General features: G+C 62.6%; 25 protein-coding genes. 11 read left to right on the top strand and 14 right to left on the bottom strand.

Annotated features, from left to right (window positions below; translation table 11 throughout):
- Positions 1-95: 95 nt before the first annotated feature.
- Together AC788_RS10150 and AC788_RS10145 are read left to right on the top strand one after the other, a co-directional pair.
- Positions 96-383 (top strand): DUF2782 domain-containing protein, encoded by a 288-nt coding sequence (locus tag AC788_RS10150; RefSeq protein ID WP_049860515.1) that lies wholly within the window; start codon positions 96-98, stop codon positions 381-383.
- 63 nt (positions 384-446) lie between these two features.
- Positions 447-1,397 carry a homoserine kinase gene (locus tag AC788_RS10145; protein WP_049860555.1) on the top strand — a complete coding sequence of 317 codons (951 nt, stop codon included), beginning with the start codon at positions 447-449 and terminating at the stop codon, positions 1,395-1,397.
- Between the two features lie 110 nt (positions 1,398-1,507).
- Here the strand turns inward: AC788_RS10145 and AC788_RS10140 are convergent, their stop codons facing one another.
- Positions 1,508-2,383: a zinc ABC transporter substrate-binding protein gene (locus tag AC788_RS10140; protein WP_442965537.1), complete on the bottom strand. Its 876-nt coding sequence runs from the start codon at positions 2,381-2,383 to the stop codon at positions 1,508-1,510.
- Positions 2,384-2,494: 111 nt separating this feature from the next.
- Here AC788_RS10140 and zur point away from each other — a divergent pair, with 111 nt between their 5' ends.
- Genes zur through znuB form a run of 3 tightly spaced genes read left to right on the top strand, consistent with a single transcriptional unit; the run spans position 2,495 to position 4,522 of the window.
- The gene (gene zur / locus AC788_RS10135) at positions 2,495-2,977 is read left to right on the top strand and encodes a zinc uptake transcriptional repressor Zur (RefSeq protein ID WP_049860514.1); all 483 of its coding nucleotides are present in this window, start codon (positions 2,495-2,497) and stop codon (positions 2,975-2,977) included.
- The gene (gene znuC / locus AC788_RS10130; RefSeq protein WP_049860553.1) at positions 2,977-3,747 is read left to right on the top strand and encodes a zinc ABC transporter ATP-binding protein ZnuC; all 771 of its coding nucleotides are present in this window, start codon (positions 2,977-2,979) and stop codon (positions 3,745-3,747) included. Before zur ends, znuC begins: the two co-directional genes overlap by 1 nt.
- On the top strand, positions 3,740-4,522 hold the full coding sequence (gene znuB, locus AC788_RS10125) for a zinc ABC transporter permease subunit ZnuB (RefSeq protein WP_049860513.1): 783 nt from the start codon (positions 3,740-3,742) through the stop codon (positions 4,520-4,522). Before znuC ends, znuB begins: the two co-directional genes overlap by 8 nt.
- 20 nt (positions 4,523-4,542) lie before the next feature.
- On the opposite strand, the gene AC788_RS10120 is transcribed toward znuB, so the two are convergent.
- On the bottom strand, positions 4,543-4,770 hold the full coding sequence (locus tag AC788_RS10120; protein WP_236690502.1) for a type II toxin-antitoxin system RelE family toxin: 228 nt from the start codon (positions 4,768-4,770) through the stop codon (positions 4,543-4,545).
- 25 nt (positions 4,771-4,795) lie between these two features.
- Positions 4,796-5,023 carry a type II toxin-antitoxin system RelB family antitoxin gene (relB, locus tag AC788_RS10115; RefSeq protein ID WP_049860511.1) on the bottom strand — a complete coding sequence of 76 codons (228 nt, stop codon included), beginning with the start codon at positions 5,021-5,023 and terminating at the stop codon, positions 4,796-4,798.
- 179 nt (positions 5,024-5,202) lie between these two features.
- On the opposite strand from relB, the gene AC788_RS10110 reads away from it, so the two are divergent.
- Entirely contained in the window at positions 5,203-5,910 is a 708-nt protein-coding gene (locus AC788_RS10110) for a PA5502 family lipoprotein (protein ID WP_049860510.1), read from the top strand.
- On the opposite strand, the gene katE is transcribed toward AC788_RS10110, so the two are convergent.
- The gene (gene katE / locus AC788_RS10105; protein ID WP_049860509.1) at positions 5,907-8,045 is read right to left on the bottom strand and encodes a catalase HPII; all 2,139 of its coding nucleotides are present in this window, start codon (positions 8,043-8,045) and stop codon (positions 5,907-5,909) included. The genes AC788_RS10110 and katE overlap by 4 nt on opposite strands.
- 286 nt (positions 8,046-8,331) lie before the next feature.
- Between katE and AC788_RS10100 the strand changes: the two genes are divergently transcribed.
- The 3 genes from AC788_RS10100 to AC788_RS10090 are packed head-to-tail and all read left to right on the top strand — an operon-like array spanning position 8,332 to position 10,822.
- On the top strand, positions 8,332-9,339 hold the full coding sequence (locus AC788_RS10100) for a methionine ABC transporter ATP-binding protein (protein WP_049860508.1): 1,008 nt from the start codon (positions 8,332-8,334) through the stop codon (positions 9,337-9,339).
- Positions 9,339-10,010: a methionine ABC transporter permease gene (locus tag AC788_RS10095; RefSeq protein WP_049860507.1), complete on the top strand. Its 672-nt coding sequence runs from the start codon at positions 9,339-9,341 to the stop codon at positions 10,008-10,010. The genes AC788_RS10100 and AC788_RS10095 overlap by 1 nt, the downstream gene beginning before the upstream one ends.
- Positions 10,011-10,048: 38 nt before the next feature.
- Positions 10,049-10,822: a MetQ/NlpA family ABC transporter substrate-binding protein gene (locus tag AC788_RS10090; RefSeq protein WP_049860506.1), complete on the top strand. Its 774-nt coding sequence runs from the start codon at positions 10,049-10,051 to the stop codon at positions 10,820-10,822.
- Positions 10,823-10,860: 38 nt separating this feature from the next.
- Here the strand turns inward: AC788_RS10090 and AC788_RS10085 are convergent, their stop codons facing one another.
- Complete coding sequence (locus tag AC788_RS10085) at positions 10,861-11,493, bottom strand: SCO family protein (protein ID WP_049860505.1); 633 nt, start codon at positions 11,491-11,493, stop codon at positions 10,861-10,863.
- Positions 11,494-11,665: 172 nt separating this feature from the next.
- Here AC788_RS10085 and AC788_RS10080 point away from each other — a divergent pair, with 172 nt between their 5' ends.
- Complete coding sequence (locus AC788_RS10080; RefSeq protein ID WP_049860504.1) at positions 11,666-12,337, top strand: hypothetical protein; 672 nt, start codon at positions 11,666-11,668, stop codon at positions 12,335-12,337.
- Between the two features lie 36 nt (positions 12,338-12,373).
- Here AC788_RS10080 and AC788_RS10075 read toward each other — a convergent pair whose 3' ends face one another.
- From AC788_RS10075 to AC788_RS10060, 4 genes are all read right to left on the bottom strand, one after another.
- Complete coding sequence (locus AC788_RS10075) at positions 12,374-13,888, bottom strand: SulP family inorganic anion transporter (protein WP_049860503.1); 1,515 nt, start codon at positions 13,886-13,888, stop codon at positions 12,374-12,376.
- Positions 13,889-14,088: 200 nt separating this feature from the next.
- Positions 14,089-14,796 carry a carbonic anhydrase gene (locus tag AC788_RS10070; protein ID WP_049860502.1) on the bottom strand — a complete coding sequence of 236 codons (708 nt, stop codon included), beginning with the start codon at positions 14,794-14,796 and terminating at the stop codon, positions 14,089-14,091.
- 433 nt (positions 14,797-15,229) lie between these two features.
- Entirely contained in the window at positions 15,230-16,564 is a 1,335-nt protein-coding gene (gene gudD, locus AC788_RS10065) for a glucarate dehydratase (RefSeq protein WP_049860501.1), read from the bottom strand.
- A gap of 75 nt (positions 16,565-16,639) precedes the next feature.
- Positions 16,640-17,986: an MFS transporter gene (locus AC788_RS10060; RefSeq protein ID WP_376787072.1), complete on the bottom strand. Its 1,347-nt coding sequence runs from the start codon at positions 17,984-17,986 to the stop codon at positions 16,640-16,642.
- Between the two features lie 266 nt (positions 17,987-18,252).
- Here AC788_RS10060 and AC788_RS10055 point away from each other — a divergent pair, with 266 nt between their 5' ends.
- Positions 18,253-18,939: a FadR/GntR family transcriptional regulator gene (locus AC788_RS10055; protein WP_049860499.1), complete on the top strand. Its 687-nt coding sequence runs from the start codon at positions 18,253-18,255 to the stop codon at positions 18,937-18,939.
- A gap of 322 nt (positions 18,940-19,261) precedes the next feature.
- On the opposite strand, the gene AC788_RS10050 is transcribed toward AC788_RS10055, so the two are convergent.
- The 5 genes from AC788_RS10050 to AC788_RS10030 form a co-directional block, all read right to left on the bottom strand.
- Entirely contained in the window at positions 19,262-20,575 is a 1,314-nt protein-coding gene (locus AC788_RS10050; RefSeq protein ID WP_049860498.1) for a c-type cytochrome, read from the bottom strand.
- 11 nt (positions 20,576-20,586) lie between these two features.
- Positions 20,587-22,371: a GMC family oxidoreductase gene (locus AC788_RS10045; RefSeq protein ID WP_049860497.1), complete on the bottom strand. Its 1,785-nt coding sequence runs from the start codon at positions 22,369-22,371 to the stop codon at positions 20,587-20,589.
- 1 nt (position 22,372) lies between these two features.
- Positions 22,373-23,110 (bottom strand): gluconate 2-dehydrogenase subunit 3 family protein, encoded by a 738-nt coding sequence (locus AC788_RS10040; protein WP_049860496.1) that lies wholly within the window; start codon positions 23,108-23,110, stop codon positions 22,373-22,375.
- 253 nt (positions 23,111-23,363) lie between these two features.
- Positions 23,364-24,860, bottom strand: a complete 1,497-nt coding sequence (locus AC788_RS10035; protein WP_152965731.1) for a M3 family metallopeptidase — start codon at positions 24,858-24,860, stop codon at positions 23,364-23,366.
- Positions 24,758-25,432: a hypothetical protein gene (locus AC788_RS10030; RefSeq protein ID WP_049860494.1), complete on the bottom strand. Its 675-nt coding sequence runs from the start codon at positions 25,430-25,432 to the stop codon at positions 24,758-24,760. Before AC788_RS10030 ends, AC788_RS10035 begins: the two co-directional genes overlap by 103 nt.
- Positions 25,433-25,489: the final 57 nt, after the last annotated feature.

Genomic DNA, 25,489 nt, shown 5'->3' with positions numbered 1-25,489 from the left:
CAACCTTTTCGGCGAGCTCGGCGTTAGAATGCCCCGAGCTGTGACCACAAGAACCATGTCAACAAGAACTGTGACAACAAAGGGACAAGGTTATCATGCGCAATGTAAAACGCCTGTTGCTCGCGACACTGCTGCTGAGCGGCCCGCTGATGGTCCAGGCTGCTGACGATGCGCCTTCGGCCGATCCGGACGTGACCATTCGCCAGGACGGCGACAAGACCATTCAGGAGTACCGCCAGAACGGCTTCCTGTACGCCATCAAGATCACCCCGAAGCACGGCAAGCCGTACTTTCTGGTGCGCGCCGATGGCACCGACGACAATTTCATCCGCTCCGACCAGCCGGACATGTTGATCCCGGCATGGAAGATCTTCGAGTGGTGAGGCTGTAATTTTCAATTCAACCGGGCGCCGCCGTTGTGGCGCCAGTATGGGCAAATCTACGACATGTCTGTGTTTACACCCTTGACCCGCGCCGAGCTCGAAACCTTTCTGGCCCCTTATGGCCTTGGCCGTCTGCGGGACTTCCAGGGGATTGCCGCCGGTACCGAGAACAGCAACTTTTTCATCAGCCTGGAGCAGGGTGAATACGTACTGACTCTGGTAGAGCGCGGGCCGACTCAGGATTTGCCGTTCTTCATCGAACTGCTCGATGTGCTGCACGACGCGCAGCTGTCGGTGCCCTATGCCTTGCGCACCACCGACGGGGTCGCGCTGCGTACCCTCGCCGGCAAACCGGCCCTGCTGCAGCCGCGCCTGGACGGTCGGCATGTGCAGGCACCGAACAACCAGCACTGCGTTCAGGTAGGCGAGCTGCTGGCGCACATTCATACGGCAACCCTGGACGCACCCCTGGTACGCCGAACCGACCGTGGCCTGGACTGGATGCTGGAGGAGGGCGAAAAGCTGGTCGCTGGCCTCGACGCGGCGGCTGCCGAATTACTGCGTCCGGCCCTGGCCGAGATCCAGGCGCATCACGCGCAGATCCTGGCGCTGCCGCAGGCCAACCTGCACGGCGATCTGTTCCGTGACAACGTGATGTTCGAAGGCACGCACCTGACCGGCGTGATCGATTTCTACAATGCCTGCTCGGGGCCAATGCTCTACGACCTGGCGATCACCGTGAACGACTGGTGCTCGGACGAGCAGGGTGCGCTGGATGCGCCACGGGCGCGGGCGTTGCTGGGTGCCTATGCGGCGCTGCGGCCGTTCACCGCAGCCGAAGCGCAGCTCTGGCCGCTGATGTTGCGCGTGGCCTGTGTGCGTTTCTGGCTGTCGCGCCTGATCGCGGCGCAGTCGTTTGCCGGGATGGATGTGCTGATTCACGATCCCAAGGATTTTCAGGATCGCTTGGGGTTGCGGCAAAAGGTTGGGGTGGCGTTGCCGTTTGCTTTTTAGCTCCCGAGATCGTGGGGCGGCCTTCGCGGGCAGAGCCCGCTCCCACAGGAACCTGCTTCTGGCATGAACCCTCTCTCACAGGGCAGGGGTTCAGGCTTGAGGGAGGAGCGTCAGAGCTTTTCCAGGCAGCCGGCGAGGTTGTCGGCCAGGTTGGCCAGCAGGGTCTCGTAGCCCGTCGCGGTGGCCTCGTCGAAACCACCCAGGGCGTCCAGTTCGGCCAGGGTCACCGGCAGGCCGGCCGTCAGGGTCTGCGCCAGCTTCGGCCGCATCGGCGGCTCGCTGAACACGCACGTCTTGCCCACTTCCTGCAGCCGCTGGCGCATTGCGGCGACATGCTGCGCGCCCGGTTGCACTTCGGCTGCCACGGCAAATACGCCCGTATGCTTGAGGCCATAGGCCTCCTCGAAATAATCGAAAGCCTCGTGGAAGACGAAATAGGGCTTGCCCTGGATACCCGCCACCCGAGCGGCCAGGCGGGTGTCCAAAGCATTGAGACGTTGCGTGAACGCCGCCAGGTTGGACTGGTAGCGGGGCGCATTGGCCGGATCGGCCGCGGACAGGTCGGCGGCCATGCGCGTGGCGATCACCCGGGCGTTGACGGTGGAAAGCCACAGGTGGGCGTCCAGCGTGCCTGGGCGATGGTCGTGATCGTGGTCCGACGCTTCCTCGGCGTGGGAGTGACTGTCCTCGGCGAAATGGCGCAGATGCAGCCCCGGCAGCGTCTGGATGGTCACCGTGGGCTTCTGCCGAGTCTCCAGGACGCGGGGCAGAAAGCCTTCCATGTCCGGGCCGATCCAGTACAGCAGATCGGCGTCGCCTACCCGGCGTACGTCCGATGGTCGCAGCGCATAGTGGTGCGGCGAGGCGCCGGGCGGCAGCAGTACTTCAGGCTGGCCCACGCCGTCCTGCACGGCGGCTGCGATCAGCTGCACCGGCTTGATGCTGGTCAGTACACGCACCTGGGCCTGTGCCGGCAGGGCGGTCATGCAAGCGGCGAGCAAACCGATGGAAAGAGCAAAAATACGAACCACAATGGACACTCTCGGGGGCAAGAACAGGTAACATAATAACGTCTCTATCAGAATTCGTCGCCGCTCATGTCCAAAACACCGCTGGCCAGCCGTCCTCACGACCACTCCCATTGCGTCCATCACGCACTGAGCGAGGCCGATGCCTTGTGCCTGAAACAGGGCCTGCGTTTGACTGCCTTGCGCCGTCGCGTACTGGAGCTGGTCTGGCAAAGCCACAAGCCGCTGGGCGCCTACGACATTCTCGCCGTGCTCAGCGAACAGGATGGCCGTCGCGCAGCGCCGCCCACGGTCTATCGCGCCCTGGACTTTCTGCTCGACAACAACCTGGTGCACCGCATTGCTTCGCTCAACGCCTTCATCGGCTGCAACCATCCCGAGCACGCCCACCAGGGCCAGTTCCTGATCTGTCGCACCTGCCATGTCGCCGTGGAACTGGAGCACAAGACCATCAGCGATGCCATCGTCGAGAGCGCGCAGGGTATCGGCTTCGCCGTCGAGGGGCAGACCGTGGAAGTGGTCGGCCTGTGCGCGGCCTGCCGGGGGGCGTGATGAGCGAAGCCTTGATCCGCTTGGACCAGGTCAGCGTGGAGTTCGCCGGCCAACGTGTGCTCGATAACATCCATCTGTGCGTGCAGCCTGGGGAGATCGTCACCTTGATCGGCCCCAACGGCGCCGGCAAGACCACCCTGGTGCGTGCCGTGCTCGGTTTGCTCAAGCCCGACTCGGGCAGCGTCTGGCGCAAGCCTCGGCTGCGCATCGGCTACATGCCGCAGAAGCTGCACGTGGACCCGACCCTGCCGCTGTCGGTGCTGCGTTTCCTGCGCCTGGTGCCGGGTGTGGACCGCGCGCGCGCCCTGGCGGCGCTGGAGGAAGTGGGCGCCGCCCAGACCATCGACAGCCCGATCCAGACGGTCTCCGGCGGTGAAATGCAGCGCGTGCTGCTGGCGCGAGCGCTGCTGCGCGAGCCCGAACTGCTGGTGCTCGACGAGCCGGTGCAAGGCGTCGACGTGGCCGGCCAGGCCGAACTCTATGCACTGATCACACGCCTGCGCGAGCGCCATGGCTGCGGCGTGCTGATGGTGTCCCACGACCTGCATCTGGTCATGAGCACCACCGATCAGGTGGTTTGTCTGAACCGCCACGTCTGCTGTTCCGGTCATCCTGCGCAGGTCAGCGGCGATCCGGCCTTCGTCGAGCTGTTCGGCAGCCACGCGCCGAGCCTGGCGATCTATCACCATCATCACGACCACGCCCACGACCTGCATGGCGGCGTGGTCAGTGACACTCACGTACACGGAGACAGCTGCAAGCATGGCTGATTTTTTACTGTATGCCTTGCTGGCAGGCCTTTCCCTGGCAGTGGTCGCGGGACCGCTGGGTTCGTTCGTGGTCTGGCGCCGCATGGCCTATTTCGGCGATACCTTGTCCCATGCGGCCCTGCTCGGCGTAGCCCTGGGCTTCGTGCTCGACATCAGCCCGGCGCTGGCGGTAACGGTGGGCTGCCTGCTGCTGGCGATATTGCTGGTGACGCTGCAGCAACGCCAGCCGCTGGCCTCGGACACCCTGCTGGGGATCCTGGCGCCGAGCACCCTGTCGCTGGGCCTGGTGGTACTGAGCTTCATGCATGACGTGCGCATCGACCTGATGGGGTATCTGTTCGGTGATCTGTTGGCGATCAGTGCGACCGACCTGTACTGGATCGTCGGCGGCAGCGTGGCCGTGCTGGGGCTGTTGATCGCCCTGTGGCGGCCATTGCTGGCGATCACCGTTCACGAAGAGCTGGCACGCATCGAAGGGCTGCCCGTGGCAGGTCTGCGCATGGCCTTGATGCTGTTGATCGCCGTGGTGATCGCGGTGGCGATGAAGATCGTCGGCGTATTGCTGATCACTTCATTGCTGATCATTCCGGCGGCGGCCGCCCAACGCCATGCACGCTCGCCCGAGCAGATGGCACTGGGCGCCAGCGTGCTGGGGGTCATCGCGGTGTGTGCCGGGTTGGCGCTCTCGTGGTTCAAGGACACCCCGGCCGGGCCGTCGATCGTGGTGAGTGCTGCGGTGTTGTTTCTGCTGAGTTTTGCGTTGCCCAAGCGGTAGGGCGCGTCAGGCGCGAGTCGCTATGACCTGTATACCTCGCGCCGATTGCCCAATTGAACGACCAGAACTCGCAGCGCCCCATCCTGGATGTCACAGATCACTCGGAAATCCCCAACCCGATATCGCCACAAACCACCCAGCGGCCCCGTGAGTGCCTTGCCAGTGCTCCGTGGATCATCCCGACCGCCAATGCGCTCATCCATGAAATCGAGGATACGCCTGGCTGCCTGCTTGTCGAGTTTGCGCAATTGCGTTTTGGCCGTGTCGGTGTAATCAATCGTCCAGACCAAGGTCTTTCCTCAAGTCCGCTGCCGAATGCACACTCTCCTGACCTCTACGGACACGCTCCAGAACGTCCGCTGCCAAGTAGTAGTCCTCTAGGTCGGCCAGGCCATTGTCGATAATTTCGCGCAGGTAATACGCTTTGGTGCGTCCGGTGCTGCTTGCCAGAAAATCGAGGCGCTGCTCGGTTTCCGGAGCCAATCGAATAGAGGTAGGCATGACAGAAACTCCCGTGTGATACGTGTATTCACTGTATCACACAAAGGTTGTGTTCAAGAATGGACGCTGCATGTCACAACAAAGGGATCATGGGGAAGCGATTTTCGGCGCCCATATTTTCGCCGACACCCCCACGGTGTAGACTTGGCCGTTTTTTGGGCAAATAGAGAGTCGCAGCAATGAAGCCGTTCGCCTCCCGTTATCTGCTACTTGCCACACTTTCCCTGCTGTTGACCGCTTGCCAGACTTCGTCGCGCGACCCTGCCGCTGACGCAGGTCCCGATGCCTGGCAACAGCTGGAAACCAACATCGCCAGCAGCGAGCTGGCCACGGCTGAAGATCAGTTGGTCAAGCTGCAGGCCCAGGCTCCGCAGGATCCGCGCGTCAACGAGGCGCAGCGGCAATTGGCCGAGGCCTATCTGCAGCGCAGCCAGGTGATGCTGCAGAAGGGTGACGTCAATGCGGCGGCCACCGCGCTGGGCCGTGCTCGCGTGTTGATGCCTCAGGCACCGGCCCTCATCGGTGGCGTCAATGGCGCGATCGCCCAGGCGCGCAAGGCCGAGCTGGAAAAAGCCGAAGCGGCCCTGAAAGCGGCCGAAGCGCGGCCGAAGGCCTTGGTGCTGGATCCGAACGCCAGTGTTTCAGCAGTGCCTTTGAAGATGCACAGCGCACCTCAGTTACGCGCACAGATGCGCGACATCGCGACCGACGTCGTTCATTACCAATGTGATGTGATCATTCAGGTGGCCCAACCAGGCGAATATCGCCGGCTGGAAGCGCTGCTCAAGCAGCGCGTCAGCGAACAGTTGCCAGAAATGCAACTGAAGGTCGGTCGCCGTGTGGTGCACGGACAACCGACCCAAGTGGTGCTTATACCGCGCCGTTAAGCCGGAATGGCTTTGGCGGCAGGTTCACGATCCCACACGCGATGCTTGGCGATCGCAGCGATGAACGCCTTGATGGTGCTGTCATCGTCGCCCACCAGCAGACCGGCATCTTCCTGCAGGCGCAGCGCTTCGAGCAGCGCCTTGCCATCCTTGCTGACACCGATTGCCTTGAGGTGCTTGTAGGCTTCGAGCAGGTAGTGCAAGGCCACGCCATCGGCGCTCAGTGCCTTGATCGAATCCGCGCCACCTGGCACCCACACTGCGTCGAAAGCCACCGACGGCAGACCTTCCTGGGAAGCGTCGACTGCCAAAGTCTGGCCGTCGGCAGTCTTGACCGGTGCGCTGGTCGGGCCCAGAACCTTGGCGTGTGCGCCTTCGGCCTTGAGCGCCTTCTGCAGGGCAGCGACCGCTTTGCCATCCACACCGTTGGCCACCAGGATCGCCACCTTGCGGCTCTTGATGTCGCCCGACAGAAGGTTGGTCTGGCTCAGCGCAGGCGATTCCTTCAGTGACGAAGGCTTGACTGATACGGTGCCCTTGGTCGGCGCAGGCAGACCCAGGTTGGCGGCAACGCGCGAAGCCAGTTCCAGATCGATGTTGGCCAGGATTTCGTTGACCTGACGGGCACGAATGTACTCGCGCTCGACCTTGCCCAATTCGAAGCTGTAGGCCGCAATGATGTGCTCTTTCTCGGCATGGCTCATGCTGTTGAAGAACAGCGTGGCTTGCGAGAAGTGGTCGGAGAACGATTCGCTGCGCTCGCGGACCTTGTGTGCGTCGACACGCTCGGGATAGGTCTCGAAGCCGCCATCGATCGGTGCCGATGGAGTTTCCTTCGGCCAGCCACCGTCAATGGAGTTTGGCTCGTAGGACGCACGGCCCTTGTCGATGCGGGTGCGGTGCTGGGCATCACGCTGACCGTTGTGGTTCGGCGCGATCGGACGGTTGATCGGGATCTCGTGGAAGTTCGGCCCACCGAGACGGCTGATCTGGGTATCGGTGTAGGAGAACAGGCGACCCTGCAATAGAGGATCGTTGCTGAAGTCGATACCGGGAACGATGTGGCCCGGGCAGAAGGCAACCTGTTCGGTTTCGGCGAAGTAGTTGTCCGGGTTGCGGTCCAGGACCATGCGGCCCAGCGGAGTGACCGGGACCAGCTCTTCGGGAATGATCTTGGTCGGGTCGAGCAGGTCGAATTCGAACTTGTGTTCGTCTTCTTCCGGCACGATCTGCACGCCCAGTTCCCATTCCGGGTAGTCACCCATCTCGATGGATTCCCACAGGTCGCGGCGGTGGAAATCGGTGTCCTTGCCGGCCAGTTTCTGCGCTTCGTCCCAGACCAGCGAGCAGGTGCCGAACTTTGGCTTCCAGTGGAACTTGACGAACGTTCCCTTGCCTTCGCCGTTGACGAAACGGAAGGTATGGATACCGAAGCCCTGCATGGTACGCAGGCTTTTCGGGATCGCACGGTCGGACATGGTCCACAGCACCATATGCGCAGACTCAGGCACCAGCGAGACGAAGTCCCAGAAGGTATCGTGAGCGGAACCGCCGGTCGGGATCTCGTTGTGTGGCTCAGGCTTCACGGCGTGAACGAAGTCGGGGAACTTGATCGCGTCCTGAATGAAGAAGACCGGCATGTTGTTGCCGACCATGTCGAAGTTGCCTTCGTCGGTGTAGAACTTCACGGCGAAACCACGCACGTCGCGCACGGTGTCACCAGAGCCGCGTGGGCCCTGCACGGTGGAGAAGCGGACGAAGACCGGGGTCTTCTTCGCCGGGTCGCGCAGGAAGCCAGCCTTGGTCAGGGCCGAATGGTCTTCGTAGGTCTCGAAGAAGCCATGGGCAGCAGTACCGCGGGCGTGGACGATACGCTCCGGGATGCGTTCGTGGTCGAAGTGCGTGATCTTCTCACGCATGATGAAGTCTTCGAGCAAGGACGGGCCGCGTGCGCCGGCTTTGAGGGTGTTCTGGTTATCGCTGATCTTCACGCCATGGTTGGTGCGCAGCGCTTGTCCGGTGCCATCGGCACGGAACTGCTCGAGCGATTCCAGTTTGGCGTTGGTGTTCTGACGATCCAGGGTGTCGGTGCCAGCCGCTTCGCTCTTGCCGGCAGGGGGGGTCTTGTTGCTCATCGGGCCTTAACTCCTTGGTTCACGGCAGTCCGTGGACGGACTTTGATAAGTACCCTCACCTGATCACGGCAGGCATGGGTCAGGAATACTCAGCAAGTGACCTGACAAATTGCAGGGGCGTTCCTTTTTTTTTCACGAACGGTCGCAAAGCCGACCTTTAGTCGCGTTATTGCCAAATCGCAGGTTGCGGCGAAAATAAATGCTAAATACGACTGGACGCCTGGGCTAAAATGCGCGCCCGGCTATCAGCTGCTACCCCATTCATGCGCCCCACAAGGTTCGCTACGTGATCGAGTTCCAAGATGTCCACAAGACCTACCGCGTGGCCGGTAGGGAAATTCCCGCGCTGCATCCCACCCGATTCACGGTGCCGGCAGGCCAGGTGTTCGGCCTCATCGGCCACTCCGGCGCGGGCAAAAGCACGCTTCTGCGCCTGATCAACCGCCTGGAAAACCCCAGCGGTGGCACGATCATCGTCGACGGTGAAGACGTCACCGCGCTCGATGCCGACGGCCTGCGCGGTTTTCGGCAACAGGTCGGCATGATTTTCCAGCATTTCAACCTGCTGGCCTCCAAGACCGTTGCCGATAACGTGGCGATGCCGCTGAACCTGGCCGGGCGCCTGTCGCGCAAGGAAATCGACCAGCGCGTGGCCCAATTGCTCGAGCGCGTCGGCCTGTCCGATCATGCGCGCAAGTACCCGGCACAGCTGTCCGGTGGTCAGAAGCAGCGTGTCGGCATCGCCCGCGCGTTGTCGACCAACCCCAAGATCCTGCTCTGCGACGAGGCCACCAGCGCCCTGGATCCGCAGACCACGGCTTCGGTCCTGCAACTGCTGGCCGAGATCAACCGCGAACTGCAACTGACCATCGTGCTCATCACCCATGAAATGGACGTGATCCGTCGGGTCTGCGATCAGGTGGCGGTGATGGACGCCGGACACATCGTCGAACAAGGCCCTGTGGCCGACGTATTCCTGCACCCACAGCATCCGACCACCCGTCGTTTCGTTCAGGAAGACGAGCAGGTCGACGAGAACGAGCAGCGCAGCGACTTCGCCCATGTGGCGGGCCGCATCGTGCGCCTGACCTTCCAGGGCGAGGCCACCTACGCACCGCTGCTGGGCACCGTGGCGCGCGAGACCGGCGTCGACTACAGCATCCTGGCCGGTCGCATCGACCGCATCAAGGACACCCCCTATGGCCAGTTGACCCTGGCAATCACCGGCGGCGACATGGACGCGGCATTCGCCCGCTTCACCGCTGCCGACGTTCACATGGAGGTGCTGCGCTGATGGACCTGATCAACTTCTTCGCCAGCGTCGACTGGAGCGAAATCTGGCAGGCCACCCTCGACACGCTGGTAATGCTCGGTGCGTCGCTGCTGTTCACCATCCTGCTGGGCCTGCCGTTGGGTGTTTTGCTGTTCCTCACCAGCCCGCGGCAGATGTTCGAAAAGCCCAGGCTCTATGCGGTGCTGTCGTTCATCGTCAACGTGGTCCGCTCGCTGCCGTTCATCATCCTGATCATTCTGCTCATCCCCACCACCGTGGTGCTGGTGGGTACCTCGCTGGGCGTGGCCGGGGCGATTCCGCCGCTGGTCATCGGCACCGTGCCGTTCTTCGCGCGGCTGGTGGAAACCGCCCTGCGCGAAGTCGACCGCGGCATCATCGAGGCAACCCAGGCCATGGGCGCCACGACGCGGCAGATCATCACCCGGGCGCTGGTGCCCGAGGCCCTGCCGGGGATCATCGCGGCCATCACCGTGACGACCATCACGCTGGTGTCGTACACCGCCATGGCTGGCGTGGTCGGCGCCGGGGGCCTGGGTGACCTGGCGATTCGCTACGGCTACCAGCGTTTCCAGGACAACGTGATGTACGTCACGGTGATCATCCTGATTCTGATGGTCCAACTGCTGCAGATGCTGGGCGACCGCCTGGTCGTGCACTTCTCTCGCAAATAATCGTAGGTCTGGCCCACGGGCCGAAAAGGAAATCGAAGATGAAAAGACTACTGGCCGCCATGGCCGCCGTCGCTGCACTGTCCGCCCAGGCCAACGAAAGCCTGAACGTGGCGGCCACCGCCGTGCCCCATGCCGAGATTCTGGAATTCGTGAAGCCGCAACTGGCCGAGCAGGGCGTGGACCTCAACATCAAGGTGTTCACCGACTACATCCAGCCCAACGTCCAGGTCGCGCAGAAGAACATGGACGCCAATTTCTTCCAGCACCAGCCGTATCTGGATGAGTTCAACAAGGGCAAGGGTACCGATCTGGTCGCCGTGACCGGCGTTCACCTGGAGCCCCTGGGCGCCTATTCGAGCAAGATCAAGCAGCTCGACGAGCTGGGCAACGGCGCCAACGTGGTGGTGCCCAACGACGCCACCAACGGCGGTCGTGCCCTGTTGCTGCTGCAGAAATACGGCCTGATTCGCCTCAAGGACCAGAGCAACATCCTGGCCACCACCAAGGACATCGTCGAGAACCCCAAGGGCTTGAAGATCCGTGAGCTGGAAGCGGCGACCATCCCGCGCGTACTGACGCAGGTCGACTTGGCGCTGATCAACACCAACTACGCCCTGGAAGCCAAGCTGGATCCGTCCAAGGATGCGTTGTTCATCGAAGGCAACGACTCGCCCTACGTGAACATTCTGGTGGCGCGCCCGGAAAACAAGGACTCGCCGGCCATGCAGAAACTGGCCGCCGCGCTGCACAGCCCCGAGCTCAAGCAGTTCATCACCGAGAAATACAAGGGCGCGGTGCTGCCCGCTTTTTAAGCCCGTGACAGGTCGAGTGTAAGCTCGACCTTCCTTTCTCAATCGCCCGCGACCAGCCCAGGAAGCCGGGCGATCATCTTCGCATTGTCGATCGGCCCGCGAATGAACCCCCTTTGTCGCCCATCCGGCCCGATCAACGCCAGGTTGGCGCTGTGCTCCACCAGGTAATTGGGCTTGCGCGTGTCGGCGGGGATGAACGGAATGCTGATGGCGCTGGCCAGCGTCTGTAGGGTTTCGACCGGCGCGACCCACCCTTCGAAGCCTGCCTTGAAATAACCCAGGTACTGCTTGAGCCGCTCGGGGGTGTCGCGGTGCGGGTCGACACTGATCAGCACCACCTGCAAGCGCTCGCGCGTGGCGTTGGGCAGCTGTTGCTGCACGTCGCGCAGGTTGGCCAGGGTGGTCGGGCAGATATCCGGGCAGAACGTGTAGCCGAAGAACAGCAGCGACCACTTGCCCCTGAGCTGGTCGACGTGAACGGGCGCGCCGTCCTGGTCGGTCATCTGCAGCGCAGGCATCGCGCGACTCTGGGCCAACAGGATAATCCCCGCATCGACCAGTGCGGCGCGGTTGGGTTGGCTCTGCCGGGTGAGCAGGTGGTGAACGCTCAATCCGATCAGCAAGGCGAGGACGCCGGCAACGATGAAGACGATTTTCTGCGCTTTTGTCATGAGTCTGGGGTCAATGCACGTAAGAGGGGCGACGTTATCAGGCGAGCCATGAGGAGGGTAGTGGTTCGCGTCGTTATGAAATGTGTCCCGACTATGACAAATGCGTCTTAGCCTTCCCGATGGGCCAGCTATCGTTCCCACTTCACTTTCGTGACACCCGCCTGGAGCCTTCATGAACACCGCCGCATTGCGCGAGCAGATCCAACGTGCCACCGAACACGAGGCCGCTTCCGGCCAGCTGCAGCAGCGCCTGGAAAAACAGCTGCCGCAGCTGCACCCGTCCATCGACATCGCTGAAGGCAACGACACCGCCCTGTGGCGCTTCGTCAGCGCCTACATCGATGAAGTCCCGCAACTGCTCGACGCCGCCAGCGAAGTGGCGGTCAAGGCGGGTATCCAATCGCAGATCGATCCGGTGCTGAAGATTGCCGAAGAATACTTCCTGCAACCGCCCGGCATTCTCGCGGACCATCCAGGAATGGATGGCCTGCTCGATGAAGCCTACCTGGCCCATCGTCTGGTAGAGGAAATCAACGATCTGTACATTCGTCACCTCGGCCAGCCGCTGATACCGCTGGACATGACCGTGGCCAACCTGATCGCCCACCAGTTGATCGGTGAAACCTTCGCCAACGAGTTGGACGAGGTCGTGCACCATTCGGTGGACCAGATGCTGTGCGATGAAAGCTTCGAGCTGCCGTCGGTGCAAGCCTACCGCGACAAGCTGGTCAGCCCCGAGACCGGGGCAGCATGGAAACAGTGGCCGTGCATGTCGCGGCGCCTGGGGATTGGCCTGGACTTGAACGCAACCTCGCAGGCTGCGACAGGGCCTGACGAGCACTAGTCGCCAAGCCCTGCAGAGCGCTTCCCGATTGCCGGGTCAGCTGCCGAAGCCTGCGCTGGTCCGCAGCTGACCTTCGATGCGCCGCTTGAGGCCGCGGCTTTCGATGATCATCCGCGAGCCCTTGCTCTGATTCGCGCGGCCCCAGTCCTCCAGCAGTTCCAGGCAGGAGTGGTCGATGTAGGTCAGGCCAGCAAGCGGCACATGGACAATCGTACCTTCCGGAATGCTCGCCAATGCCTTGGTCAGCGCCGGGACCTTGAGAAAGGTTGCCGAGCCCACCATGCGCAACTCCACCTCACCAGGGGCCTGGTCGACCAGGGTGATCTTCAGGCGCGCCGCCTTGAAGGCCAGCTTCAGCAGGGTCAGGGCGAAGCCCAGCAGCACACCGGTAAGCAGATCGGTGAAGACGATCGCCAGGGCCGTGGCCGCGTAGGTGAACATCGGCATGCGACCGTAGCGGCCCAGGCCCTTGAAGGCCTTGAAGTCGACCAGCTTGACGCCGGTGAAGACCAGCACGCCCGCTAGGCTTGCCACCGGGATGCTCTGCAACAGGCTGGACAGCAGGACGACGAAACCGAGCAGCCAGACACCGTGCAGGATCGCCGACAGACGGGTCTGCGCGCCGGCCTGGACGTTGGCCGAACTGCGCACGATCACACCGGTCATCGGCAGTGCGCCGAGGATGCCGCACAGCATGTTGCCCACACCTTGCGCCGACAGTTCGCGATCGAAATCCGAACGCTGGCCATTGTGCATGCGATCCACCGCAGCCGCTGACAGCAACGTCTCGGCACTGGCGATGAAGGCCACGGCAATGGCGGCGATCAACAGGGCCGGATCGGCCAGGTTGAGCAGGTCGGCGGGGCGCAGCCAGTCGATGGCTTCAGCCAGGGTCGCCGGCACTTCGACACGCTTGACCGGCATGGCGAAGAACAGGCTCAGCCCGGTGGCCAGCCCGACGCCCAGCAGTGCACCGGGAACGAAGCGCAACTTTTGCGGACGCAGCTTTTCCCAGGCGTACATGACGGCGATGGTCAGCAGGCCCAACAACCCGGCTTGCCAGCCCAGCCCGCCACCGATGCTGGGCATGGCCTGGCCGACGACCGCAGGAAATTCGATCAGGTTGCTCAGACCCGAAGGCTGCGGCGCCCGGTCGAGCATGACGTGGACCTGAGACAAGACAATCAGCACGCCGATACCGGCCAGCATGCCGTAGACCACCGCCGGCGCCGTGACGCGGAACCAGCAACCGAGCTTGAAACGCCCGGCCAACAGTTGCAGCAGACCAGCCAGCAGCAGGATGGGGCCGAGCATGGCCATGCCGTGCTGGCGAACCAGTTCGAAGACCAGCACGGCCAGGCCGGCGGCCGGGCCACTGACCTGCAACGGCGAGCCGGCCAGAAAGCCGACCACGATACCGCCGATGATGCCGGTGATCAGGCCTTTGGAGGGCGGCATTCCCGAGGCGATGGCAATACCCATGCACAACGGCAGCGCGACCAGAAATACCACGACCGAGGCGAGCAACTCGCGCGGCAACACCGCTTTCATGTGTGCAATATTCACGTTCAATCTCCTGCAAGCATTCAAGCGAGCCGGGCCACTCTTTTCGACAGGCAGCAGTGTGCCTGCCCAATCCCCTGTAGCCCAACCGGCGCGGCGGTTACAGGTGGATTCGGCAAGCAATCGTTGAGGTGTGCTGTCGACAGATGATGGCCAGGCAGGCCCTGTCAAACGGACGCCACGGCGACCTAGAAGCGGCCCTTGGGCGTGGCGCTAGGCGTCGTGGTCGTTCTGTCGAGCGGACGGAAGCAGTCCTGCTCGGCGTCGTAGGCCTTGATTTCGCTGGTTTCGATGTTGTAGATCCAGCCATGGATAAACAACTGGCCACTGGCCATGCGCGAGGCCACCGATGGGTGGGTGCGTAGGTGCTGCAGCTGGGAGATGACGTTTTCTTCGGTCAGCACTTTCATGCTTTCGGCTTCGTTGGCGCAGTTGCAGTTGTCTTCGACCACGGTGCGGGCCACTTCCGAGTGGCGCAGCCAGGCCTTGACGGTTGGCATCTTTTCCAGCGAAGCGGGGTTGAGTACGGCGCGCATGGCGCCGCAGTCGGAGTGGCCGCAGACGATGACGTGCTGCACGCCCAGGGCCAGGATGGCGTATTCCAGCGCGGTGGAAACGCCACCGTTCATTTGTCCGTAGGGCGGTACGACGTTACCCACGTTTCGAGTAACGAACAGGTCGCCGGGAGAGCTTTGGGTGATGAGTTCGGGGACGATGCGCGAGTCGGCGCAGGTGATGAACATGGCCCGCGGTGCTTGTGCGGTAGCAAGCTTCTTGAACAACTCTTGTTGCTGAGGGAAGACGTCATGATGGAAATGCAGAAAGCCGTCGACGATTTGTTTCAGGGAGGCTTCAGCCGTATCGGCATGGCTCGGTGTAGGATCCTTGTCGCTCATGATTCATCCTCTTGCTGGATTTGAGATGGTTCCCAGTTTACCGGGTAAAAATTCCCACAGCTCACGGCTGGACGAGACGATTTACATAGGATTATGACTTGTAAGTCATTTGTCACTAACGTTACCGGTGAAAACTTAACTGAACCTGAATCGAGCGCTCTATTGTGCGGGGATGGGGGTTGTCTAGACGATGGACGGCGTCCCTGTAGCAGCGGCGCGAGTCGCGTCCGGCTTCACCGCGTTCGCCCAGATGCACCGCTTAAACCGCCGACGCGGCTTGCGCCGCTGCTACATAAGATTCAAGTCGTCTGCATGGCGGCAGGAGAACTGTGGGAGCGGGCTCTGCCCGCGAAGCAGACGCCGCGGTATGCCTGGGCCACCGCATGCTCCGTTTCGCGGGCAGAGACCCGCTCCCACAGGGTCGATGCGTGGCTTAGCGCACCAGGCAGGGACGCTTGTTATCGAATTTCCAGTCTGAAATCAGGTATTGCATGGCAATGCCGTCATCCCGCGCGCCCAGGCCCTTGGTCTTGTACAGCTCGTGGGCCTTGGCCACTTCGTCCATGTCGATGTCCACGCCCAGGCCCGGCTTGGCGGGCACTTTGACGAAGCCATCGATGATCTGCAACGGCTCCTTGGTCAGGCGCTGGCCGTCCTGCCAGATCCAGTGCGTGTCGATCGCGGTGATCTCGCCCGGTGCCGCAGCGGCCACCTGGGTGAACATCGCCAGCGAAATATCGAAATGGTTGTTGGAGTGCGAGCCCCAGGTCAGCCCCCAGTCGTTGCACATCTGCGCAACCCGTACCGAACCCTGCATGGTCCAGAAATGCGGGTCGGCCAGCGGGATGTCCACCGACTGCAATTGAATGGCGTGACCCATCTCGCGCCAGTCGGTGGCAATCATGTTGGTGGCGGTGGGCAGGCCCGTGGCACGGCGGAATTCGGCCATGACTTCACGTCCCGAATAGCCGTTTTCCGCACCACAGGGGTCTTCGGCGTAGGCCAGCACATGGTGCTGATCACGGCACAGGCTGATCGCTTCTTTCAGTGACCAGGCACCGTTGGGGTCCAAAGTGATGCGCGCGTCAGGGAAACGCTCGGCCAGTGCCGTCACCGCCTCGATTTCCTCGGCACCGCGCAGCACGCCGCCCTTGAGCTTGAAGTCGTTGAAGCCGTACTTGGCCTTGGCCGCTTCGGCCAACCGCACCACCGCCTCGGGGGTCATTGCCTTTTCGTGACGCAGGCGGCTCCAGTCATCAGCGGCGTCCGGCTCGCTGCGGTAGGCCAGGTCGGTCTGGCCACGATCACCCACATAGAACAGGTAGCCGAGCATCTTCACCGCATCGCGTTGCTGGCCTTCACCGAGCAGCGCTGCCACCGGCACCTCCAGAAACTGCCCGAGCAGGTCGAGCAGGGCGGCCTCCATGGCCGTCACGGCATGGATGGTGATGCGCAGGTCGAACGTCTGCAGGCCACGGCCTGCACTGTCGCGAGCCGCAAAGGTGGTGCGCATGCGGTTGAGGATCTGCTGGTACTGGCCGATGGGCTGGCCCACCACCAGGCTGCGGGCGTCTTCCAGGGTCTCGCGAATGCGCTCGCCCCCGGGCACCTCGCCAACCCCGGTGTTGCCGGCGCTGTCCTTGAGAATCACGATGTTGCGGGTGAAGAACGGGCCGTGGGCACCGCTGAGGTTGAGCAGCATGCTGTCGTGCCCGGCAACCGGAATGACTTGCAGGCTGGTGACGATGGGGGCGTTGTGCGTGGTCATGTCGTTTTCCTTGTCATTGAATCCACGCCAGGCGCTGCAGGGGCCTGGCGAAAACGGTACAGGGGATCGCGTTCGTCAGAGCGGTCGCGCCTGCACGGGTTCGGCAATGCCGCTCACGGGTTTGCCAGGCTTGGGCTGCGTACGGGCGAAGAACACCACGATCGCGGCCAGCACCGATGTCGCGGCCAGGCCGTACAGCCCGCCCTGGATCGAGCCGGTGCTCTGCTCCAGGAAACCGAAGGTGGCCGGCGCGACGAAGCCGCCCAGGTTACCCACAGAGTTCACCAGTGCGATCACCGCCGCGGCAATGCGCGCGTCCAGGTAGGCCTGGGGAATGGGCCAGAACAGCGAGGACGCCGACTTGAAGCCGATGGCGGCGAAGCACACGGCCACGAAGGCAAACACCGGGCCGCCCGTGGTGGAAAGGAACATGCCGGCGGCGGCGATCAGCAGCGCTGTGGCCACCCAGGCCTGCTGGAACTTGAACTTGCCCGACAGCGCGGCAAACGCGTACATGGCGATGATCGAGATCAGCCAGGGTATCGAATTGAGGAAGCCCACCTGCAGGTCATCCAGACCGCCCATTTTCTTGATGATGCTGGGCAGCCAGAAGGTGGCGGCATAGATGGTCAGCTGGATGCAGAAGTAGATCAGGCAGAACAGCAGGATCTGGCGATCCTTGAGCAGCGTGCCCAAGGTCGGCTTGACGGTGTGCATGGCATCGCGTTCGCGCTGTTCGCGATCGATCTCGCCCACCAGCGCGTCTTTCTCCTCCAGGGTCAGCCATTTGGCGTCGTGGACCTTGGAATCCAGCCAGAACCAGACGAAGAAGCACAGCAGCACCGAAGCCAGGCCTTCGATCAGGAACATCCACTGCCAGCCGTGCATCCCCAGGCCTTCGATCTGCAACAGCGCACCGGCCAGGGGTCCGGAAATCAGCGAGGCCAAGGCCGAGCCGCTGAGGAAGATGGCAATCGCCTTGCCACGCTCGACGCCAGGCAACCAGCGGGTGAAGTAGTAGATCACGCCAGGGAAGAAGCCGGCTTCGGCGATCCCCAGCAGGAAGCGCAGGATGTAGAAGTGGGTTTCGTTCTGAATGAACGCCATCATCGTGGCGACGATGCCCCAGGTGAACATGATCCGCGTCAGCCAGACCCGTGCGCCGACTTTCTGCAACAGCATGTTGGACGGCACTTCGAACAGTGCATAGCCGATGAAGAACAGCCCGGCACCGAAGCCATAGGCCGCCGCGCCGATGCCCAGGTCATGCTCCAGGTGCGTGCGCACGAAGCCGATGTTGACCCGATCGATGTAGTTGACGATGAACATGATGACGAACAGCGGGAGTACGTGACTCTTCACTTTCGAGACGGCGCGGGCCAGGACGGCATCGCCGGTTGCAACGTTTGAATTGCTCACAATTCAAATCTCCCACTGATTGTTTTTATGCGGGTAGTTTCTGTGTCGATCGGCAGCTGCGTGCTCGGTCGGCAGACATCATACAACTAGATATTCGTTGAACTCAACGTATGCAGGGCCAACCAATCTGCCATTCGTCGTTGTCATACATCTTTTTCAGCGTTGTCGATGCTGTTGTTGAACGGTCGGCGTCATCCTGTGGCTGGTCCGGCAGCGCCCGGAAGATGCTCGCAAGGTATGATCGGTTTTTTCGTCCGGGAGCCTCATCGATGTCGAAGCGACCAAACAGCCTGGCCCATGGGCTGGTCGAGGCCTTGAGCCAACAGATCCGCCTGGGCACCCTGGCGCCGGGCGCCAAGCTACCGTCGGAGGGCGCTATCGTTGCCGAGCACGGCGTCAGCAGAACCGTGGTGCGCGAAGCCTTGTCACGGTTGCAGGCATCGGGTCTGGTGGAAACCCGGCATGGGGTAGGGACGTTCGTGTTGCAACGCGAGCCGGCCCTTGGCCTGCGTTTGAACGTCGACACGGCGCTCAGTGTGCGCGGCATTCTCGAGTTGCGTCTGGGATTGGAGACCCAGGCGGCCGCCCTGGCGGCCAAGCGCCGCAGCGAGTCTCAACTGCAACGCATGCGCAAGGCACTGGACGACTATCAACGCTCGCTGGCCAACAACGATAGCTGCGTGGAGGAAGACAAGCGCTTTCACCTGCTGATCGCCGAGGCAACGGGTAATACGTATTTCACCGACATCATGCAGCACCTGGGCGATGCGATGATTCCGCGCACTCGGCTCAACGCGCTGGAGAAGGGCGATGCCGATCTCTCCCAGCTGGGGCAGGTGGCGAACCTGGAACATGAAGCGATCTACCAGGCGATTCGTAAGCAGGATGCCGATGCGGCACGGGCGGCGATGTGGCTGCATTTGAGCAACAGCCGTGATCGTTTCAATGCGGATTGAGGAGGCCTTTTTACTGGAGGGTGTCGGTGAGGGCCCTTTCGCGGGCAGAGGGCTCGCCGCCCGCACCGCTCCCACAAGGCTGGGATTGAGGGGGCCTTTTTACTGGAGGGTGTCAGTGAGGGCCTCTTCGCGGGCAGAGGGCTCGCCGCCCGCCCCGCTCCCACAAGGCTGGGATTGAGGGGGGTCTTTTTACTGGAGGGGGTCAGTGAGGGCCTCTTCGCGGGCAGAGGGCTCGCCGCCCGCCCCGCTCCCACAGCGGGGTGAATTCTCAACCGGCCTTGTGGGAGCGGGTCTCTGCCCGCGAAGAGGCCGCCAGCCATGATCAATGGCTGGTGGACTGCCCCAGGTCATCGCCGGAGGTGTGCTTCATGTCGTCGCCGCGCATCTGCTTGACGTCGTCGGCCGACACCGTCGAGCCCTGATTGCCCCAGCTGGTGCGGATGAAGTTCACCACATCAGCCACTTCCTGATCGGACAGGCGCCAGGCGAAGCCGGGCATGGTGAAGGTGGACGGCGCCGTGTGCGTGGCCGGCAACGTGCCACCTGCCAGCACGATATGGATCAGCGAACTGGCATCCTCGGTCTGCAGCACCGGGTTGCCAGCCAAGGCCGGGAACACACGGGTGTAGCCCTGGCCATCGGTCCGATGACAGGCCGCGCAGTTGTCGATGTACACCCCGGCACCGACCTTGCTGTCGTCTCCCTTCCACAGTGCGTCAGACACACGTGCGTCGTATTCATGGGGCTTGTCGGCACGGTCCACCGCCGGCAGCGTCTTCAGGTATCGAGCGATGGCAGTGAGGTCTTCATGGGTCATGTACTGCATGCTGTGCTCGACCACATCGCTCATGCCGCCGAACACCGCACTGCGATCACTGCGGCCGGTCTTGAGAAACTGCACCAGTTGCTCTTCGCTCCAGCTGCCCAGACCGTCCTTGTGATCGCCGCGCAGGCTCTTGGCGATCCAGCCTTCGAGCGGTGCGCTGCCAGCCAGGAAGTCGGCGTTGTCGCCGGCGCTCAGGGCCTTCTCCTGCATGGTGATCGCCCGTGGGGTATGGCAGGCGCCACAGTGCCCAAGCCCTTCGACCAGGTAGGCGCCGCGGCTGATCACCGGATCGGAGCCCGGCGGCGGCTGATAGGCGCTGACCGGAGGGGCGAACAGTCCGCGCCAGATCGCCAGCGGCCAGCGCATGCTCAGTGGCCAGGGAATGTCGGTCGGCTTGTTCGGTTCGGCCACCGGCGCCACGCCCTTCATGAAGTAGGCGTACAGGGCGTGCATGTCGGCGTCGCTGACCCTTGCATAAGACGGGTAGGGCATGGCCGGATACAGGCTGCTGCCGCTCTTGCCGATGCCGTGGCGCACGGCCTTGTCGAAGTCTTCGAAGCTGTAGTTGCCGATGCCGTCGCTGTGCGGCGTGATGTTGGTCGAGTAAACCGTGCCGATCGGCGTCTCCATGCCCAACCCGCCGGCGAACGGCGCACCGCCCTTGGCGGTATGGCAGGCCACGCAGTCACCGGCACGGGCCAGGTAACGGCCCTGCTCGATCAGGGCGTCGTCGGACTCCGCGGCCCTGACCGGCAGACTGGTCAACAGACTGGCGAGCAGGGTCAGCGCAGCGATCTGGATAACGTTCATCTCTGCGCTCCTTATGCCTGCACCAGCGGGCCGGGGTTCTTCAGGTACTGCTCGCGAATGGCCCGTGCCGACCAGTAGGTCAGTGCCGCCACCAGGCCGGTGGGGTTGTAGCCCAGCCCCTGGGGAAAGGCCGAGGCGCCTGGAACGAACACGTTGTGCACATCCCAGCACTGCAGGTAGCGGTTGATCGCACTGGTCTTGGGATCGGTGCCCATGATCGCGCCACCGTTGAGGTGGGTGGTCTGGTAGGAGGCGGTATTGAAATGCTCGCCGACCTTTTTGCCCAGCAAGGCAATGGTCTTGGGGTTCATGGCCTGGGCGACCTTGCTCATTTTCTCGACCATGAAGCGGTTCATCTTGATGTCGTTTTCCTGCCAGTCGAAGGTCATGCGCAGCAACGGCAGGCCATAGGCATCGCGGTACACCGGATCCAGATCCAGGTAGTTGCCGCGGTAAGATTGATGGGCGCCGTGGGCGTCCATCGACACCTGATGGGTGTAGTAGTCGGCGGTGGCCTTCTTCCAGGCGCTGCCCCAGGCTGGCGTGCCCGGTGGATTGGCCGTGCCGGCGATGGGTCGGCTGCCGGCCTGGTTGACCCACATCGGCGAGCCGCCGACGAAGCCATGGGGGCCGTGGTCGAAGTTGTCGGCATTGAAGTCGTCGAACGCCACACCGTTGCCACCGGCGCCGATGAAGTTGTTGGTGTGGGTGTCCTTGTCGAAGAACGCCTTGATGGTGGCCATGTTCTGGTAGGCGAAGTTCTTGCCGACCACACCTTCGCCGGTCTTGGGATCGTAGGGCTGGCCGATGCCGGAAAGCAGCATCAGGCGCACGTTGTTGAACTGGAAAGCACCGAGAATCACCAGGTCCGCCGGCTGCTCGACTTCACGCCCCTGGGCATCGACGTAGGTCACGCCGGTCGCCTTGCGCTTGGTGCTGTCCAGATTGACCCGCAGTACATGGGCGTTGGTGCGCAGCTCGAAGGTTTCGACCTGGCGCAACGCCGGGAGGATGTTCACGTTCGGTGACGCCTTGGAATACATGTAGCAGACATAGCCGCTGCAGAAACCGCAGAAGTTGCAGGGGCCCATCTGCGCACCATAGGGGTTGGTGTACGGCCCCGATGTATTGGCCGACGGCAGATTGTACGGCTTGTAACCGACCTCGGCGGCGGCCTTCTGGAACAGCTGCGCCGAAACGGTGTTCTTCTGCGAGGCCAGCGGGAACGGGTTGGAACGATCCGGTGCATAGGGGTTGCCACCCTTGCCTTCGCCGACCCGCACGCCGTTCACCGTCCAGGCCTGACCCGAGGTGCCGAAGACTTTTTCGGCGAAATCGAAGAACGGTTCCAGCTCTTCATAGCTGACACCGAAGTCCTGGATAGTCATGTCCTTGGGGATGAACTGCTTGCCGTAGCGCTCCTCGTAGTGGCTGCGCATGCGCAGTTCCATGGGATCGACACGGAAGTGCACGCCCGACCAATGCAGACCGGCGCCGCCGACACCCTTGCCCGGCAGAAACGCACCCAACTGGCGGTTGGGCAGTGCAACGTCGTTGACGCTGTGGCGGATGGTCACGGTTTCCTTGGAGATGTCCTGAAACAGCTTCTTGCGCACGCTGTAGGTCAACTCGTCGATCACCTGTGGATAACTGCCGTCCGGGTAGGTGTCCTGCATCGGGCCGCGCTCCAGCGCTACCACGTTGAGACCTGCCTCGGTGAGTTCCTTGGCCATGATCGCGCCTGTCCAGCCGAACCCGACGATGACCGCGTCGACTTTCTTCATTACCGTTGTCATGTCAGGCCCTCTCGCCGCGAATCGATACAGCCGGGAAGGGGTATTGCTCGTTGCGTTCCACCCAATCCATGAAGTCGGCGCGTGCGCCGGGAAAACCGATCTGAGTCCAGCCGACCATGCCCTTGTTGCCGCCGTGCACGGGGTCACAGAAGAAGCCTTCACGGGTGTTCTGCAGGATCAGACTGAAGAAGGCAGTGGCGGGCAGTTCGTCGAAAACCAGCTCTCCGGCTTCGATCTTGCCGAGAATACGGTCCTGGGTAGCGCTGTCTTGCTCAGCGAACACTTTGCCCGATTGAGCCTTGCACCAGGCATCAGTGGCAGCGATGCCCAGACGGTAGATCTGCTGGGGCACCAGCTGCAGTTGATAGCCCATCTGGGGCGGGGCATCGGTCACGAACGGACCTTGCATGTACCACAATGCCCCCGTGGCATACGGGGTGTTCATCTGCCGATCAATGAATTCCGCTGCGCCGGCTTCCAGGGCACCGGGGCCCAGGTCATCCGCTGGAATCAGCCGAGCCACCGCGGCCTGTACGAAAGCCCACTCTTCAGCGGTGAAAAACGACGGCTGATAATCGGCGGTTGGCACCGGCTTAGGCGGCGCGGTCCGCGTATCCGCCTGGGCATCGGCCGTCAGGGCACCGAGGCCCAGGCCGCTACTGGCAACGGTCACCACCGGAATCAAGGTCAGTGTTTTGCGCAGAAAATCCCGGCGCGGGTTGTTTTCTTGCTCGGACATCAGGGTTCTCATCAGCTGTTCGATACGGTTTTTATCGATGCGCAGCTCAGCGGTACGTGTTCGTTGCACCACGCGGCCAGAGGCGGGTGATGCTTTGTGGAAGGCGCAGACGCGACACATTCGACACGAAGCCAGGCGCGGCAAAATGCCGCCCTGGCGCTTCAACCGACAAATGTATCTATTTGTGACGGCAAATGAAACCGGTTTCAGCCTCAATATGCACTGACTGGCTGGACGTCATTGTTCAAATCCGTCAAGCCTTGATGCCCAGATCCGCCAGTAACGCCTCGATACCCGGCTTGCTGCCGGCAAAGCTTTCGACCAGCTCCGCGAATGGCCGCGTTCCGCCGGAGGCCAGAATCAGACGGTGGAAATCCTCACCCGCCTGACTCGCCAACAGCCCTTCACGTTCGAAGCGAGTGAACAGGTGGGCCGCGAGCACCTGCGCCCAGACATAACTGTAATAACCGGCCGCGTAGTCCGCGGCAGTGAATACGTGAGCAAAGGTGTTGAGCCAACGCACATAGGGTGGATGACGTACCACTTGCGTGTTTTCAAGCACCTGCTCGCCGATCTCCTGCGGTGAAAGCCCACTGCTCGCGCTGTGCAGGCGATAGTCCACCAGGGCGTATTCGAGCTGCCACAGCAGCGCCTGGGCACGGAAGCGAGCCTTGGCCGCGAGCGCCTGTTCAACGTAAGCGCTGTCGATCCGTTCACCGGTCAGATAATGCCGCGACATCGATTGCAGGATTTCCGGCTGCATGGCCCAGTGTTCGAACACGCCGCTGGGCAGTTCCACCGCATCTTCGGCCACGCCCTTGATGCCGGACACGCTGCCGTGATCGATGCGGGTCAGCACGTGGTGCAACGCATGGCCCAACTCGTGGAAGAACGTCTGGATATCGCCCAGGCTCAAAAGGCAGGGAAACTCTGGCGTCTGGGCAGCGAAATCACAGCCCACATGGGCAATCGGCAGTTGCAGGCGTCCGTCGGCGAAGCGGTGGCGGTCACGCAGAGCCTCCATCCAGGCACCCGCGCGCTTCTTCGGCCGGGTGTGCAGGTCCAGGTAAATGTAGCCAAGCACCTGATCCCCTTCGCTGATCTGGAACAACCGCACCGAAGCCGGTTGGCGCGGTGCTGGCGGGCATTCGTGCCACTGCACGTCGAACAACTGGGCCAGCAAGTGTTGCGTGCCGTCCATCACCGCCTGCATGGGGAAATATTCGCGCACCTTGAGTTCCGTCACACCGTGATGGATCTGCAGGTATTTTTCCTGATAGTAGTTGCAGTCCCAGGCCTCCAGCGTTGGCACACTGAACAGCGCGGCCAGTTCCTGCACAGGGGCGAATTCGGCCTGCGCCGCGGGGCGAACCTTGTCGATCAGCTGCAGCAGCAGCTTCTCCACGTCGGCGGCTTCGTCGAACATGCGTGTGGCCTGAGCCAGCGAGGCGTAGCTGCGATGCCCACTCGCTTCGGCCAACTCGGCACGGGCCGCGAGGATGCGTTGCAGCACCGGCCCGTTGTCATTCTCTCCAGCGCGCGGGCCCTGGTCCGAAGCCTGGGTGTAGAAGGCCTTGTACACCTGTTCGCGCAGCGAGCGGTCGTGAGCCTGGCTCGCCACCGCCAGCACCATCGGCAGTTCCAGGGTCAGTAGCCAACCAGAAAGGCCGGCCTCGCGTGCCCGCTGGGCCATGCTGGCGCGTACGGCGGGGGCGATACCCGCCAGCGCCGCTTCGCCCGCGAAGGCCAAGGGCCAGGCCTGGCTGGCCGCGGCCCGGGTATCGGCGACGTCTGGGACAACCCCGCCAGTTCCACGTGCAGGCGTTCGATGCGCATCTGGGTCGCACGCGCAGTGCCCACCCCGGCCAATCGCGCGGCGCGCAGGGCGTGATTCAATGCCGCCTGCTGGGTCGAATCGAATTCGAGGGCCTGCGGGCTTTGCTGCAGCAGTTGCAAGGCGGCCTGCACCGTGCGGTTGTGTTTGATGGCCGACTCATAGGCCCGTACCCGCTCGCGGCATTTCGCATAAGCCTCAATCACCGCCAGATGGTGATGGCGACTGAGCAACTGCTCGGGTTGCAGCACCGCCAGCAAGCGCTGATGCATGTCTTCCAATGGCTTGACCAAGCCTTCCCACGTGGGTGATTCGAGCTGCTCGGGGAGTAGTTGCGCCAGCTGACGCAAGTTGCTCTCGATCACATGGGTGATGGCCGGCTCGACGTGTTCGGCCTTGATGAGGTGATAGGGGACTATCTCGTGGTTGCCCAGCAAGGGGTTGTCGGCAAGAAGCGCGGGGAGTACCGACGAGGGTGCGGTGGTCATGTTCGATTCCTTGAGTGACGCCTGAGTGGCGAGCCAGTCTAGGAAGGCGAACGACCT

It is taken from the genome of Pseudomonas sp. RIT-PI-a, from assembly GCF_001187875.1.
Classification (GTDB): domain Bacteria; phylum Pseudomonadota; class Gammaproteobacteria; order Pseudomonadales; family Pseudomonadaceae; genus Aquipseudomonas; species Aquipseudomonas coleopterorum.
The sequence above is the reverse complement of the archived record's forward strand: the minus strand, read 5'-3'. Positions and strand labels throughout refer to the sequence as shown.

Coding starts and splice junctions, on each gene's coding strand:
- AC788_RS10150 (WP_049860515.1), top strand. CDS start 96: ATGCGCAATGTAAAACGCCTGTTGCTCGCGACACTGCTGCTGAGCGGC.
- AC788_RS10145 (WP_049860555.1), top strand. CDS start 447: ATGTCTGTGTTTACACCCTTGACCCGCGCCGAGCTCGAAACCTTTCTG.
- AC788_RS10140 (WP_442965537.1), bottom strand. CDS start 2,383: ATGACCGCCCTGCCGGCACAGGCCCAGGTGCGTGTACTGACCAGCATC.
- zur (WP_049860514.1), top strand. CDS start 2,495: ATGTCCAAAACACCGCTGGCCAGCCGTCCTCACGACCACTCCCATTGC.
- znuC (WP_049860553.1), top strand. CDS start 2,977: ATGAGCGAAGCCTTGATCCGCTTGGACCAGGTCAGCGTGGAGTTCGCC.
- znuB (WP_049860513.1), top strand. CDS start 3,740: ATGGCTGATTTTTTACTGTATGCCTTGCTGGCAGGCCTTTCCCTGGCA.
- relB (WP_049860511.1), bottom strand. CDS start 5,023: ATGCCTACCTCTATTCGATTGGCTCCGGAAACCGAGCAGCGCCTCGAT.
- AC788_RS10110 (WP_049860510.1), top strand. CDS start 5,203: ATGAAGCCGTTCGCCTCCCGTTATCTGCTACTTGCCACACTTTCCCTG.
- katE (WP_049860509.1), bottom strand. CDS start 8,045: ATGAGCAACAAGACCCCCCCTGCCGGCAAGAGCGAAGCGGCTGGCACC.
- AC788_RS10095 (WP_049860507.1), top strand. CDS start 9,339: ATGGACCTGATCAACTTCTTCGCCAGCGTCGACTGGAGCGAAATCTGG.
- AC788_RS10090 (WP_049860506.1), top strand. CDS start 10,049: ATGAAAAGACTACTGGCCGCCATGGCCGCCGTCGCTGCACTGTCCGCC.
- AC788_RS10085 (WP_049860505.1), bottom strand. CDS start 11,493: ATGACAAAAGCGCAGAAAATCGTCTTCATCGTTGCCGGCGTCCTCGCC.
- AC788_RS10080 (WP_049860504.1), top strand. CDS start 11,666: ATGAACACCGCCGCATTGCGCGAGCAGATCCAACGTGCCACCGAACAC.
- AC788_RS10075 (WP_049860503.1), bottom strand. CDS start 13,888: ATGAAAGCGGTGTTGCCGCGCGAGTTGCTCGCCTCGGTCGTGGTATTT.
- AC788_RS10070 (WP_049860502.1), bottom strand. CDS start 14,796: ATGAGCGACAAGGATCCTACACCGAGCCATGCCGATACGGCTGAAGCC.
- gudD (WP_049860501.1), bottom strand. CDS start 16,564: ATGACCACGCACAACGCCCCCATCGTCACCAGCCTGCAAGTCATTCCG.
- AC788_RS10055 (WP_049860499.1), top strand. CDS start 18,253: ATGTCGAAGCGACCAAACAGCCTGGCCCATGGGCTGGTCGAGGCCTTG.
- AC788_RS10050 (WP_049860498.1), bottom strand. CDS start 20,575: ATGAACGTTATCCAGATCGCTGCGCTGACCCTGCTCGCCAGTCTGTTG.
- AC788_RS10045 (WP_049860497.1), bottom strand. CDS start 22,371: ATGACAACGGTAATGAAGAAAGTCGACGCGGTCATCGTCGGGTTCGGC.
- AC788_RS10040 (WP_049860496.1), bottom strand. CDS start 23,110: ATGTCCGAGCAAGAAAACAACCCGCGCCGGGATTTTCTGCGCAAAACA.
- AC788_RS10030 (WP_049860494.1), bottom strand. CDS start 25,432: ATGACCACCGCACCCTCGTCGGTACTCCCCGCGCTTCTTGCCGACAAC.